10 protein-coding genes are annotated in these 13553 nt (G+C 57.7%); all 10 read left to right on the plus strand.

The features are described from left to right. Positions 1-7: 7 nt before the first annotated feature. The 10 genes from AB7U46_RS14230 (at position 8) to AB7U46_RS14275 (ending at position 13502) form a co-directional block, all read left to right on the plus strand. Positions 8-379 carry a TIGR03067 domain-containing protein gene (locus AB7U46_RS14230; RefSeq protein ID WP_428337641.1) on the plus strand — a complete coding sequence of 124 codons (372 nt, stop codon included), beginning with the start codon at positions 8-10 and terminating at the stop codon, positions 377-379. 494 nt (positions 380-873) lie between these two features. Further along, positions 874-1074: a helix-turn-helix transcriptional regulator gene (locus AB7U46_RS14235; RefSeq protein ID WP_164129467.1), complete on the plus strand. Its 201-nt coding sequence runs from the start codon at positions 874-876 to the stop codon at positions 1072-1074. A 102-nt stretch (positions 1075-1176) separates the two neighbouring features. Next, positions 1177-1377 (plus strand): helix-turn-helix transcriptional regulator, encoded by a 201-nt coding sequence (locus tag AB7U46_RS14240; RefSeq protein ID WP_428337642.1) that lies wholly within the window; start codon positions 1177-1179, stop codon positions 1375-1377. A 248-nt stretch (positions 1378-1625) separates the two neighbouring features. Then, positions 1626-2483, plus strand: a complete 858-nt coding sequence (locus tag AB7U46_RS14245; protein WP_428337643.1) for a WYL domain-containing protein — start codon at positions 1626-1628, stop codon at positions 2481-2483. Then, positions 2470-5742: a helicase-related protein gene (locus tag AB7U46_RS14250; RefSeq protein WP_428337644.1), complete on the plus strand. Its 3273-nt coding sequence runs from the start codon at positions 2470-2472 to the stop codon at positions 5740-5742. The genes AB7U46_RS14245 and AB7U46_RS14250 overlap by 14 nt, the downstream gene beginning before the upstream one ends. Further along, a complete protein-coding gene (locus AB7U46_RS14255) occupies positions 5739-6488 on the plus strand; it encodes a DUF4391 domain-containing protein (RefSeq protein WP_428337645.1) in 750 nt (249 codons plus the stop codon). The genes AB7U46_RS14250 and AB7U46_RS14255 overlap by 4 nt, the downstream gene beginning before the upstream one ends. 10 nt (positions 6489-6498) lie before the next feature. Further along, positions 6499-8601, plus strand: a complete 2103-nt coding sequence (locus AB7U46_RS14260; protein WP_428337646.1) for a site-specific DNA-methyltransferase — start codon at positions 6499-6501, stop codon at positions 8599-8601. Positions 8602-8609: 8 nt separating this feature from the next. Continuing rightward, on the plus strand, positions 8610-11723 hold the full coding sequence (locus AB7U46_RS14265) for a type III restriction-modification system endonuclease (RefSeq protein ID WP_428337647.1): 3114 nt from the start codon (positions 8610-8612) through the stop codon (positions 11721-11723). Next, entirely contained in the window at positions 11720-12697 is a 978-nt protein-coding gene (locus AB7U46_RS14270; protein WP_428337648.1) for a GIY-YIG nuclease family protein, read from the plus strand. The genes AB7U46_RS14265 and AB7U46_RS14270 overlap by 4 nt, the downstream gene beginning before the upstream one ends. 46 nt (positions 12698-12743) lie before the next feature. Continuing rightward, positions 12744-13502: a hypothetical protein gene (locus AB7U46_RS14275; RefSeq protein ID WP_428337649.1), complete on the plus strand. Its 759-nt coding sequence runs from the start codon at positions 12744-12746 to the stop codon at positions 13500-13502. Positions 13503-13553: the final 51 nt, after the last annotated feature.

The raw sequence follows: 13553 nt of genomic DNA on the forward strand, positions 1-13553 counted from the left end.
ATTCGTTATGAAATCTGATCTGGAACTGCTTCAAGGCCGCTGGTCTCAGGTATCCTTCGAGGAAAATGGCACAAAGGATGCCCCCGACACGCACGGTTCGCCCAGGGCGGTGATGACGATCGCGGGATGCCGTTTTCATGTTGCGGTTCCCGGGGAGGAAACGCTTATCGAAGGCCATTTCGCGATGGATGGCGCGCATCGTCCCAAACATATCGACTGGATCGACAGCATGGGTGACGATGCGGGCAAGGTGATCCCGTCGATCTTCGAACTCGAGAAAGACAGTTTCAGGTTCGCCGCCGCCGATCCCGACATGGCGAGGCCCAAGAATTTCACCGGCGGGCACGGCATCACGATCCGCGCCTTTGTTCGCCTGTAGATCGACCGGCGGCGACAGCGGATCGTCCGCCGGTCCGCGGCAGACTGCACGGTCAGAGTTTTGGGGCCGGGCGGGCCCGGTCGCCGTTTCGGCGCCACCACCGGAGCCGCGCGAGAGGGCCTCGAGGATTCGGCCGAGCACGTTTCGCCCCGGCACAACCAGGCGCGTTCGGAATGGCGGAAACCGGGCGGACGAGCCCGGGGACCACTTAACTTGTAGCTGAGGTCAAGGGCAGGTGGCGGAGGAGGTGCGCTTCCAACTGGACCGTCTCCTGTGACCCTTGAGGAAACTCCGGCAGGCTAACGTGTCTTACGATGTTCTGACGGAAATTGCGTGATCTGACATGGCCTTGGCCAGAAACTCGCTGCTGCGCCGACCGTCCGAAGCGCCCCGCCCGCAACGCGCAAATTCCCGCAACACACTGACTTGAATACGTTTTCTTTCTACGCATTCGTTGTCGTGCGACCACGGAGGTCGTTCGAAAGGAAACGAAGATGCGAGAAATTTGCCTCAGTCAAATCGATCTGGCTGCCCGATGGAGAATTAGCCCGAGGACACTTGAGCGGTGGCGGTGGACTGGCGAAGGACCGAGCTTCATGAAGCTCGGCGGGCGCGTGATCTACCGCCTCGAAGATGTGCTGGCATTCGAAAATCAAGAATTGCGCGACCTGGAGGAGATAAAGGCCGGGCGCTGAATCCCGCGCGGGCATCGTCAGCAAAACCCTGCGCGAAGCATCGTGTTGGACGCGCAGGGAATTTGCATTTCGGCCGTTGAGGTCGCACGAAAGGAAACAGAAATGTTTGACACACGTCTGACCCAGATTGAGCTGGCAGCACGATGGAGGATCAGCCACAGGACCCTCGAATACTGGCGCTCCTTTGGTGACGGGCCTCGCTTCATCAAGATAGGACGCCGCGTTGTCTACCGGATGGAGGATGTCGTGGCATTCGAAAACCGGGAGCTGAGCGAGATCCCAGCGGACAAGGCCGGGGACTGAACCATGCAGCCTGACGTCCCCTGTGCCGCGTGCCGCAGGGAAGCTGAACAGTGAAGACCGCCATCATGCCTGATCGGTGACTGCGCGGTCCCTGATGGCGCTAGCCCCCACCCGCAACCCCCAGCAATATCAATCGCTTTACGCGCAATTTCGATTGCGCGCGTTCACCCCGTCGGATAGCGTCGGCTAGAACCCAATAATTGGGCGCGCATAGTAATCGTGCGCATCGACCAAGGCGGGAGCGCGTAGTGGAAATCGACAGGTCGGAACTTCGCTGGGGCGTCGAGCAGCGGCTCGAGTTCATCGAGTTTCGCCTGTTCTGGGAGGGGCATGTGAACCGAAGCGATGTGATGGAGCAGTTCGGGCTGTCGGTGAACCAGGCTTCATCCGACCTGAATCGCTACATCAGCTTTGCCCCCGACAACATGACCTACGACAAGAGCGCGCGCACCTATGTGCGCGGCCCGGGCTTCAAATCTGTGTTCGGGAAGCTGGACGCTGGCCGCTACCTGGCCCAGCTGCGCTCACTCGAGGATGGGCTCCTCGACCGCGATGATTGCTGGACCAATGACCTGCCGGTCTTTGCCTCGACGCCAACTCCTGTGCGCGGCGTTCATCCTGAAACCTTGCGCGCGGTTGTTGGCGCCATTCGCCGGACTGAGGCGATAGAGATCAATTACCAATCCTTGTCCAATCCCGAGCCGCGTTGGCGCTGGATTGCGCCCCATGCCATCGCTTTCGATGGGTTTCGTTGGCATGCGCGAGCCTTCTGTATGACGGACGATTGCTTCAAGGACTTCCTGCTGTCGCGGATGCTGGAAGTGCGCGGGACCGCTGAGGCTGTAACCACTGCCGCCGAAGATGCCGATTGGCATTCGGAGGTCACGCTGGAGGTGGGGCCCCACCCGGAACTGTCCGAGACACAGGCCAAGGTGATCGCGCTCGACTACGGCATGCAGGACGGCAAAGCCGAGATCAAGGTTCGCCGCGCACTTCTCTATTACACCCTCAAGCGCCTTGGGCTGGACACGGATCCATCCGCCAGGAAACCACAGGATCAGCAGATTGTTCTTCTGAACCGAGAGGTCGTCGATGCAAATTATTGATAACACATCGCGACTGCTTGGGGATGACCTGAAGGCCTCCATTGGACGCGGGTCACGTTTGCGGATCGCGGCATCGTGTTTTTCGATTTATGCATTCGAGGAGCTGAAAGCTGAACTCTCGAAGATCGACAGTTTGCAGTTCATTTTTACGGCCCCAACCTTCGTTCCAACGGAAGTCACGGATCGGCTGCGGAAAGAGCGTCGAGAATTCTTCATACCGAAGGCTCGGCGCGAAAGCGGCCTTTATGGTACGGAATTCGAGATCCAGCTTCGCAATAAGCTAACGCAGCGCGCTGTAGCCCGAGAATGCGCAGATTGGATCCGCAAGAAGGCCAGGTTCCGCTCCAACACGAGCAAGGCGCCGATGCAGCAGTTCATGCACGTTGCAGGCTCTGACGGAGAGGTGGGCTATATGCCAATCAGCGGATTCACCGCCGTGGATTTAGGCTACCAAAAAGGTGATGCGGTCTCAAACTTCGTCACACGTTTTGACGACCCTGCTCATGCGAAGATGTACCTTCAGCTTTTCGACCAGATCTGGTCGGACCCGGACAAGGTGAAGGACGTTACCTCTGCCATTTGCGAGCATATTGAGTCCGTCTATCAGGAGAACTCTCCTGAGCGCATCTATTTTGCGATGCTATATAGCATTTTCCAAGACTTCCTTCATGAAGTCGACGAAGATGTTCTGCCGAACGATCTCACGGGTTATCAGGACAGCCTCGTGTGGAACAAGCTGTTCAACTATCAGAAAGATGCAGCGACCGGCATCATCAACAAGCTCGAGACGTACAACGGCTGTATCCTCGCGGACTCGGTCGGCCTTGGGAAGACGTTCACCGCCTTGGCGGTGGTCAAATACTACGAGTTGCGCAATCGCTCGGTCTTGGTCCTTTGCCCCAAAAAGCTCGCAGATAATTGGCGCAACTATAACTCGAACCTGACCACAAACATTTTTGCCAAGGACAGGTTCAACTACGATGTGCTGTGCCATACCGATCTCTCACGGACTTCCGGCGAGTCCTTTGGCATCCCCCTCAATCGCGTGAACTGGGGAAATTACGATCTCGTCGTGATCGACGAGTCCCATAATTTCCGGAACAATGATGTCTACAAAGACCGGGAAACGCGGTACCAAAAGCTCATGAACAAGGTCATCCGCGCGGGCGTGAAGACTAAGGTCCTGATGCTTTCCGCGACGCCGGTGAATAACAAGTTCACCGATCTCCGCAACCAGTTGGCACTGGCATACGAGGGGCAGTCGGAGGCGCTCAGCAAAAGCCTGAAGAGTCAGGCCACCATTGAGGAGATCTTCCGACGGGCTCAGACTGCATTCAACGAATGGTCCGCTCTGCCTTCGGAGGAAAGGACCGCCGCATCGATATTGAAGTCACTGGACTTTGACTTTTTCGAGCTTCTCGATGCCGTCACGATTGCCCGTTCGCGGAAGCACATCGAAACTTTCTACGACACAAAAGACATCGGAAAGTTTCCCCAGAGACGCAAACCTCTTTCACATCATCGGCCAATTACCGAGCGAACCGACGTAATGGGTTTCAACGATATCTTCTCGCAGCTTTCGGTGCTCAAGCTGGCAGTCTATGCGCCTATCAGCTACATCCTGCCGAGCCGACTGCGGAAGTATGAGGAAATCTATGACACGCAGACCGAGGGCGGTCGGGGCAAACTGAGGCAGGCTGATCGCGAGCGCAGCCTTCAGGCCCTCATGACGACCAACCTGCTGAAACGCTTGGAGAGCTCGGTTGCAGCGTTTCGTCTCACGCTTCGGTCCCTAGGTGCGAATGTTTCTCGCACGCTCGATGCCATCGGAGAATTCGAAAAGACGGGGCGCAGCGGGAGCGTAAGTGACCACCTTGCTGAGATGAGTGACTTCGACCCGGAAGATGATGATCTTTCGGGCCTCGATGAATTCACGGTCGGAAAGAAGGTGCAGATCAGTCTCGCAGACATGGACCTGCCCTCCTGGAAGCACGACCTAGCTGCCGACCTTGTCCTGATCGAAGACCTGATCGCATCAATGGAAAAGGTCAAACCGGCAGACGACGCCAAGCTCCAGCATCTGCTTGCCCTTATCAGACAGAAGGTTGATGAGCCGCTGAATCCTGGGAACAGGAAAGTGCTGATCTTCACCGCTTTCGCTGACACCGCAAATTATCTTTACGACAACCTGGCGCCATTCGCACACCAGCTCGGACTACATGTCGGTAAGGTCACCGGTTCGGACGCCCCCAAAACCACGCTCAAGAAGTCATACGACTTCCAGAGCGTCCTGACCTTGTTTTCTCCGCGCTCGAAAGAGAAAGCCATCGTCTTGCCAAACGATTCGGCTGAGCTGGACATTCTCATCGGCACCGACTGCATCTCGGAAGGCCAGAACCTGCAGGACTGCGACTTCCTGATCAACTACGACATCCACTGGAACCCGGTGCGTATCATTCAGCGTTTCGGTCGGATCGACCGGATCGGATCCCCGAACAGCCAGATCCAGCTGGTCAACTACTGGCCCGACATCACGCTCGACGAATACATCAACCTGAAGGAGCGTGTCGAAAACCGGATGGTGATCACCGACATCACTGCGACCGGCGACGACAACGTGCTCACGGCCAAGTCGAGCGACATCGCATACCGCAAGGAACAGCTCAAGCGGCTCCAAGACGAGGTCATCGAACTCGAGGACGTGAAGGCCGGGATATCGATCACCGATCTCGGGCTGAACGACTTCCGGATGGACCTGCTCAACTACGTCAAGGCGCATGGCGAGCTCGACAACGTGCCCTTCGGCATGCACGCCGTCGTTCCTGCGCAGCCGGAGCTGGGATTGCAGCCCGGTGTCATCTTCGCCCTGAAGAACATCCACGACAGCGTGAACGTCAACCAGCAGAACCGCCTGCACCCCTTCTACCTGGTCTACATCGACGACGACGGGCAGATCGTCGCCGACCACACCGAGGTCAAGCGCCTGCTCGACCTGATCCGATCCAGCTGCAAGGGGCGGATCGAGCCCATGCGCGATGTCTGTCGCATCTTCAACGAACGCACCGAAGACGGGCGCAAGATGGGCCGCTATTCCGACCTGCTCTCCAGCGCGATCCGATCGATGATCGAGGTGAAGGAAGAGAAGGACATCGACAGCCTGTTCAGCGGCGGGCGAACCACGGCGCTGACCCACACCATCAAGGGGCTGGACGACTTCGAGCTGATCGCCTTCCTGGTCATCGAAGGGGGCGGCTCATGACCCTCTACGACTGGCCACGCGCGAGCGCTTTCGGGCGCGTGATCCCCAAGAACAAGATCTACGAACATGCCGGGGCGAACACGGGCCTAAAGGACCTCTTCGTGCGCGAGGTGGATCAGATCATCTGGTCACATAAGCTGGCGCCCGAAACGGTCAATCTGGCGGCGACCAAGCAGGTGGCCGAGATACAGGTCTTCCGCATCACCGCGCGGACCGCGACGCTGGACACGAGCGTGCTGCGCGCCATCGACAAGGCCATTCCTTTTCCGCTGATCTTCGAGGTCGCCCATGGCGGCCGCGTCAGGCTGACTGCTGCCTACAAGCGGCCGAGCGAGGCCGACAGCACCCGCTGGGTGGTGGGCGACTATTTTCAGGGCGACTGGCTGCCCGAGGACGCACCGCGCGCCCCGTTGCCGGTGGCGTTGAACATGGGCGCGCTGTACGAGCGGCTGCTCGAGCCGCTGGTGGCGGGGCAAACGGCCCGGCTGATCCCCGGCATGGGCGAGGCACCGCAGACGCCCTTTAACTTTGCCGACGCGCAGCGCCCCGTATCGCTGGAAGAGCGCATCGCGCAGGCAGAGGCGATCAAGACGCAGACGCGCGAGGTCGAGCGGATCACGGCGCGGCTGGGACGCGAAAAGCAATTCAACAAGCGCGTGGCGATCAATGCCGATCTGCGCGCCGCGAAACAGGAACTTGAACGGCTGACCGGGGCACATCCCGGAACCGCCGTGACGAATGATTGAGAGGACGAGCATGGACAAGCTGAAGATGCACAGCCCCGACCTGAGCCAAGACAACATCGCGAAAATCCGCGACCTGTTCCCTGGATGCGTGACGGAAGCGCAGGACGAGGCGACGGGGGCGGTGCGTCTGGCGGTTGACTTTGACCAACTGCGTCAGGAGCTGAGTGATCACATCGTAGAAGGTCCACAGGAACGGTACCGGCTGGATTGGCCGGGGAAACGTGAGGCCTTGATCACGGCGAACTCCCCCGTCTCAAAAACTTTGCGACCCGCGCAGGACGAAAGCGTCGACTTCGACACGACGAAGAACCTCTTCGTCGAAGGCGACAACCTTGAGACCCTGAAACTGCTGCAGGAAACCTATCTTGGTCAGGTGAAGCTGATCTACATCGACCCTCCCTATAATACCGGGAAGGACTTCATCTACCGGGACAACTTCGCCGCAGAAAAAGAACAATTCGAAATCGATGCGGGGGAGAAAACTGCCGAAGGCGGGCGTCTGGTGGCGAACCCGGATACGCGCGGTCGATATCATTCGGACTGGATGTCGATGATCTATGCGCGTCTGACGGTCGCGAAGAGGCTTTTGAAGGATGATGGGATTATCCTCGTCAGCATCGACGACTACGAACAGGCCGCGCTCCGAAAGGTGATGGATCAGGTCTTTGGCGAGACCAATTTCGTGGCTCAACTGGTCTGGGAAAAAGGCCGAAAGAACGATGCAAAGTTCTTTTCCGTTGGCCACGAATACATGCTGGTTTTCGCGAAGAACGTGACGCGGCTACGCGAGAAGCAAGAGGTTTGGCGGGAAGAGAAGCCCGGTGCGCGTGATATCTGGGCCGAATTCGTCAGGCTTCGCGAAGTTCATGGTGATGACTTCAAGGCCATCGAGGCTGATCTTTCTCAATGGTATTCCGACCTGCCCAAGGGTCACCCCGCAAAAAAATGGGCGCGGTACAAGCGCGTCGATGAAAATGGTCCGTGGCGAGACCGCGATATCTCTTGGCCCGGTGGAGATGGGCCCCGATATGATGTGATCCACCCAGTGACAGGGCTTCCCTGCGAAGTCCCCGAAGCGGGCTGGAGATATTCAACGTCCCAGGAAATGCAGAGGCAAATCAAGGTCGGGCTCGTCGAATTTCGCGAAGACCATACGCAACCGCCGTTCAGAAAAGCGCATATTCGACCGATTCCCGAAGAGGCGGATGGGAACCAAGTCGACTCGAACGACATCGATGACGACAGCGACGAAGAAACGGATTTGGCCACCCAGGTTCGCGGGTCCTATTTCTACAAGCAATCTCAGGTCTCGGTAAAATATCTGCGCAAGCTCATGGGAGCGAAGGTCTTCACGAACCCGAAGGACCACGATGAGTTGGCGAAGCTGATCGAGTATGTGACGCCGAATGACCGTGCCGCCCTCGTGATGGACTTCTTTGCCGGATCGGCCAGTACCGCCGAAGCTGTCTTGCGGGCCAATGCCACCTATGGGACCAACCACCGTTTCATCATGGTGCAGCTCCCCGAGGATTTGCAGCAGGCAGAAGCCTCGACTACGGGAACTGCGAAGAAGACGGTGCAGGCCGCAATCAAGCTCATGAAGAAGAATGGGCGACCGCTGGTCTTGTCTGAAGTGTCGAAAGAACGTGTGAGACAGGCCGGAGCAGCGGTGTTGTCGGAGGCTTGCGATCCGGGTTGGCACCGCGATGTCGGCTTCCGAGTGCTTAAGGTCGACACCTCGAACATGAAGGACGTCTACTACCGGCCGGACGAGCTGAAACAGTCCGACCTGCTCGACATGGTGGACAACGTGAAGGAGGGCCGCACGGCCGAGGACCTGCTGTTCCAGGTGCTGGTCGATTGGGGCGTGGACCTGACGCTCCCCATCCGCCGCGAGACGGTGCAGGGCAAGACCGTGTTCTTCGTCGACGACAATGCCCTTGTCGCCTGCTTCGAGAGCGGCATCACCGAGGATCTGGTGAAAGAGCTGGCGGGGCACGAGCCCCTGCGCGTTGTCTTCCGCGACAACGGCTTCGTCTCGGACGCGGTGAAGATCAACGTGACCCAGATCTTCCGCCAGCTTTCGCCCAGCACCGAAGTCAAAGCGATCTGAGGCCGACCATGAAACTCAAGTTCAAGGTCCAGCCCTATCAGACCAATGCCGTCAACGACGTGGTCGACTGCTTCGCCGGCCAGCCCATGACCTCTGCCCTGAATTATCGCATCGACCCAGGTGTGGTAAAAAAGGGCCAGCAAATAAGGCCCGAAGCCGAATATGAAGGCTTCAAGAACGCCGACTTTGCGCTGACCGACGCGCAGATCTTGGAGAACATCCAGAAGGTTCAACAACGCCAGAACCTGCCCGTCACGCAGTCGCTGACGGACTTCACCACCTTCAACGCCCGAGGAGAGCGCGCGCCCGTCGCGGCGGCCTACAAGCGCGACGCGCTGGCCGCGACCCACGTTCACCTCGACGTCGAGATGGAGACCGGCACGGGCAAGACCTACTGCTACATCAAGACCATCTTCGAAATGAACAAGCGCTACGGCTGGTCGAAGTTCATCATCATGGTGCCGTCGATCGCGATCCGCGAAGGGGTCTACAAGTCGCTGCAGATCACGGCTGACCACTTCACCGAAAGCTACGGCAAGAAGGCGCGCTTCTTCATCTACAACTCCAAGCGCCTGCACGAGTTGGAAAGTTTTTCGTCCGACGCCGGGATCAACGTGATGGTGATCAACATCCAGGCGTTCAACGCCAGCGGCAAGGACAACCGGCGCATTTACGAGGAGCTGGACGATTTCCAGTCGCGCAAGCCCATCGACGTCATCGCCTCGAACCGGCCGATCCTGATCCTCGACGAGCCGCAGAAGATGGAAGGCAAGGCGACGATGGAGGCGCTGCCGAAATTCAAGCCGCTGTTCATCATGCGCTATTCGGCCACCCACCGGACCCAGCACAATCGCGTTCACCGCCTGGACGCGCTGGACGCCTATAACCAGAAATTGGTGAAGAAGATCGCCGTCCGCGGCATCCAGACCCGAGGTCTGGCCGGCACCAATGCGTACCTCTACCTCGAAGGCATCGACATCTCAAAGAAGGCCCCCGTGGCGCGGATCGAGTTGGAGGTGAAGCTGAAGTCGGGCGAGATCAAACGTGAGGTCCGGAGACTTGAAGCAGGCCGGAACCTATTCGATGTTTCCGGAAATCTCGACCAGTACAGAGAAGGCTTCGTCATTGCGGATATTGACGGGCGCTTAGATCAAGTTGAGTTTACGAATGGACTCTCCCTTGAGGCAGGGAAAGCCACGAGAGACCTCACGGAACGCGATACTCGCCGCATCCAGATCCGCGAGACGATCAAAGCGCATCTGGACAAGGAAAAGCAGCTGTTCGCGCAGGGCATCAAGGTCCTGTCTCTGTTCTTCATCGACGAGGTGGTGAAGTACCGTGACTACGATCAGGCTGACGAGAAAGGCGAATATGCTCGGGTCTTTGAGGAAGAGTACGAGTTGCTCAAGGCCGAGTATCTGTCGGAGCTCGCAATCGACAACGAGGCGTACCGGAAATACCTCGAGGGCATCGCTTCGGCCAAAACCCACAACGGGTACTTCTCGATCGACAAGAAGACGAACCGTCTCAAAGATCCTACTGTTGGTACCCGCTCTGTCGATTCCGACGATGTGGATGCCTACGACCTGATCCTCAAGGACAAGGAACGCCTTCTTTCCTTCGCCGAACCCACTCGATTCATCTTCTCGCACTCGGCGCTACGTGAAGGCTGGGACAACCCGAACGTTTTTGTCATGTGCATGCTGAAGCACAGCGACAACACCATATCCCGGCGCCAGGAAGTGGGGCGTGGCCTACGGCTGAGCGTCGACCAACACGGCGACAGGATGGATCACCCAGCCGTGGTGCATGACATCAACGTGCTGACTGTGGTGGCGAGCGAGAGCTACAAGGATTTCGTGGCCGGGCTCCAGCAGGAGATTGCGGAGACCCTCTCGTCGCGCCCGAGGCAGGCAACCGAGGAGTACTTCACCGGCAAGACGCTCTCCACCGAGCAGGGTAGCGTTGAAGTCACTGCAGCGATGGCGAGGCAAATCTACCGCTATCTGGTGAAGAATGATTACACCGACGATACGGACCAGATCTCTGCCGCCTATCACGAAGCAAAGGCCGAGGGAAAACTGGCCGATCTTCCCGACGACTTGAAGCCGCATGCGGAACAGGTGTTCCAGCTCATCGATAGCGTCTTCAGCGACGCGCAATTGCCCAAAGTCGATGACGGCCGCAAACCCAAGACCAATCCTCTGAATGCGAATTTCGAGAAGAAAGAGTTCCAAGAGCTTTGGACTCGCATCAACCGGAAGGCGGTCTACCGGGTCGAGTTCGACTCGGCTGAGCTGATCCGCAAATGCGTCAGCGCGCTGGATAGCCAGTTGCGGGTTACCCCGTTGCAGTACACGGTTCAAATCGGCGTGCAGAACGATGGATTGACCGATGGCCAACTGCGTAGCGGCGACGGCTTCAAGGTCACGAACACGACCATCAGTCATGGCGGTTCTGTCCACTCCCTAGTGAAGTATGATCTCGTGGGCAAAGTAGCCGAGAACGCTCAGCTGACCCGAGACACTGCAGCGTCCATTCTGGGCCAAATCACACCGGCGGTTTTCGAGCAATTCACCAAGAACCCCGAACATTTCATCGCCGAAGCGTCGCGTATCGTTGCTGAACAGAAGGCCGCGATGGTGATCGAACGCCTAGCCTATGATGAAGTCGACGAGCGGTACGACGTGGATATTTTCACTGCCAACCAGACCGGCCAGGATTTCTCGCGGGCAACGGCGAAGCTCAAGAACCATGTCTATGACTACGCGATCACGGACTCGGACGTGGAAAGAGCGTTCGTGCAGGAACTCGATACAAGCAGCGAAGTCGTAGTTTACGCGAAGCTGCCGCGTGGCTTCCTGATCCCAACTCCTGTCGGGGATTACAACCCCGATTGGGCAATATCCTTCAAAGCTGGCAGCGTGCGGCACATTTACTTCGTAGCCGAGACTAAGGGCACGATGTCATCGATGAAACTGCGGGAAATTGAGAAGACCAAGATTGAGTGTGCGCGAAAGTTCTTTTCTGAAATCGGTCAGAAATTCGCGCAGGATCGTGTCAAATACGACGTGGTTACGGATTTCGGCAAGCTGATGGACTTGGTCGGGCCGACGGCATGACAAAACCCCGCTCGATCAACATTTTCCTGCTAGACGGCGACCCGAATGGTATTCGAGTAGCGCAAATCTCGATGTCGACGATCCAGGCGATTGCCTTCCGGCGAAATCAGCTGAAACGGGTCTGTATCGCATTCCCTGAGATCGAGAGGCCGGGTGTCTATGTGCTGATCGGCGGAGACGAGAACGAACCTGACCGCCAACTTGCCTACATCGGCGAGTCAGAGGGTGTTGGTGCACGCTTGTCCTATCACAATTCCAACGAGACTGGTCGGGATGCAAAAGTCTTCTGGACGGACACAGTCGTCCTGATCAGCAAGGACGAGAACCTCACGAAAAGCCATGCGCGATACGTGGAGGCCTGCCTGATCAGAGGTGTCGGAAGCAATCCACGCTGGACAATCCCAAATATGAAGCGGCCATCCGAGGATGCGGGAAAACTCCCCCTTCCAGACCGAGCTGCCATGGATGAGTTTGTCGATCAGACGAAAACCTTGGTCGGTGCACTCGGATGGGACCTATTCCGCGAAATGCGGGGCCGCCCTGTCGAATCGACAAAGGAGGCTTTTCAACCCGTTAGCTCACAAGAGCTGAAGTTCTTCTTTCGGGGCGAGGGCTTCGCCGCCGAAATGCAGCTCGGTTCGTCTGGGGATTTTGTAGTCTTGGCTGGGTCAAAGGCGCGGATCAAGACGACGACTACCATCCCACGCGGTACGACTGCGATGCGTCAGACCCTTCTGGAAACAGGCGTGCTACGGGAAGACGGAAATTTCCTGATCTTCACCAGCGACTACAGCTTCACGTCTGCATCCGCTGCCGCAGCCACGGTGATCGGGGCTAGCGCGAACGGAAGGATACTGTGGAAGCTTCCGGATGGGAGGACTTACTCGGATTGGGAAGCCAACCAAGACGGCACGAAAACTGCGGACGGGGCATCCGCCGAACCGCTCGGACGAACTCAGAGCGTAGTCGAATGAAAGGCCTCAGAGTGTATTTGATCGCCGACGTCTAGGAGAAAGATTTATGGCAGAGGACCTGGGCACACGACCATCGTGGTTTGTCGGTGCCGCCTATAACCGCACAGAAGACCAAACACCCAGATTTCTTGCCGAAGGCATCTGGGAAAACGGATACGAGGACGGAAAATACGGTGATCTCGTTCGCTCGATGCGCCCTGGAGACAAGATTGCAATCAAGTCATCCTACACGCGCAAGCGCGATCTACCGTTCGACAATCGCGGCGCAACCGTTTCTGTGATGGCTATTAAGGCGACAGGCACGATCACTGCGAACCCAGACGACGGCAAGCAGGTAAAGGTCGATTGGGCTCCATCTGTGCCCCCGCGCGAGTGGTACTTCTACACCAATCGGTCGACAATCTGGCGTGTTGCTCCCGGTGAATGGATGGAGGACGGGCTTCTTTCGTTCGCTTTTGATGGTCGCCCCCAGGACATTGACCGCTTCCGGAACGAGCAATTTTGGCGCGAGCGGTTCGGCGACCTGAACGGCGAACAGCGGTTCCGCTGGACAACTTTCTACAGCGCGGTCGCCACCCGGTTGCTAGACTATCGAAATGACCGTCGGCCTCTTGTCGACGGGATTCAGTCGATTTCTGGAGACCTCCCAGGTCTCGGCATCTATCTAAATGATCGCTATCCGAGCGGTGAACGAGGGCCACTCCAGGATATCTGCCCTTTCACCACAATGGGGCCTTGTTGCATAAATCAGGTTCTGAGCGGAGTTCCCCTTTCCCCGGACGGACTTATCCTACGGCCACTGTGACGGGTATGCCAAGCGCGGTGTAGCCATTCAGCACAGCGATGCGGACTTGCA

Origin of the sequence: Paenirhodobacter sp. (assembly GCF_050177655.1) — a bacterium.
Classification (GTDB): domain Bacteria; phylum Pseudomonadota; class Alphaproteobacteria; order Rhodobacterales; family Rhodobacteraceae; genus Rhodobacter.

Excerpts from the sequence above, each read along its gene's own strand:
- AB7U46_RS14260 (WP_428337646.1), top strand. The coding sequence starts at position 6,499 with ATGGACAAGCTGAAGATGCACAGCCCCGACCTGAGCCAAGACAACATC.
- AB7U46_RS14275 (WP_428337649.1), top strand. The coding sequence starts at position 12,744 with ATGGCAGAGGACCTGGGCACACGACCATCGTGGTTTGTCGGTGCCGCC.
- AB7U46_RS14250 (WP_428337644.1), top strand. The coding sequence starts at position 2,470 with ATGCAAATTATTGATAACACATCGCGACTGCTTGGGGATGACCTGAAG.
- AB7U46_RS14235 (WP_164129467.1), top strand. The coding sequence starts at position 874 with ATGCGAGAAATTTGCCTCAGTCAAATCGATCTGGCTGCCCGATGGAGA.
- AB7U46_RS14270 (WP_428337648.1), top strand. The coding sequence starts at position 11,720 with ATGACAAAACCCCGCTCGATCAACATTTTCCTGCTAGACGGCGACCCG.
- AB7U46_RS14230 (WP_428337641.1), top strand. The coding sequence starts at position 8 with ATGAAATCTGATCTGGAACTGCTTCAAGGCCGCTGGTCTCAGGTATCC.
- AB7U46_RS14240 (WP_428337642.1), top strand. The coding sequence starts at position 1,177 with ATGTTTGACACACGTCTGACCCAGATTGAGCTGGCAGCACGATGGAGG.
- AB7U46_RS14265 (WP_428337647.1), top strand. The coding sequence starts at position 8,610 with ATGAAACTCAAGTTCAAGGTCCAGCCCTATCAGACCAATGCCGTCAAC.
- AB7U46_RS14255 (WP_428337645.1), top strand. The coding sequence starts at position 5,739 with ATGACCCTCTACGACTGGCCACGCGCGAGCGCTTTCGGGCGCGTGATC.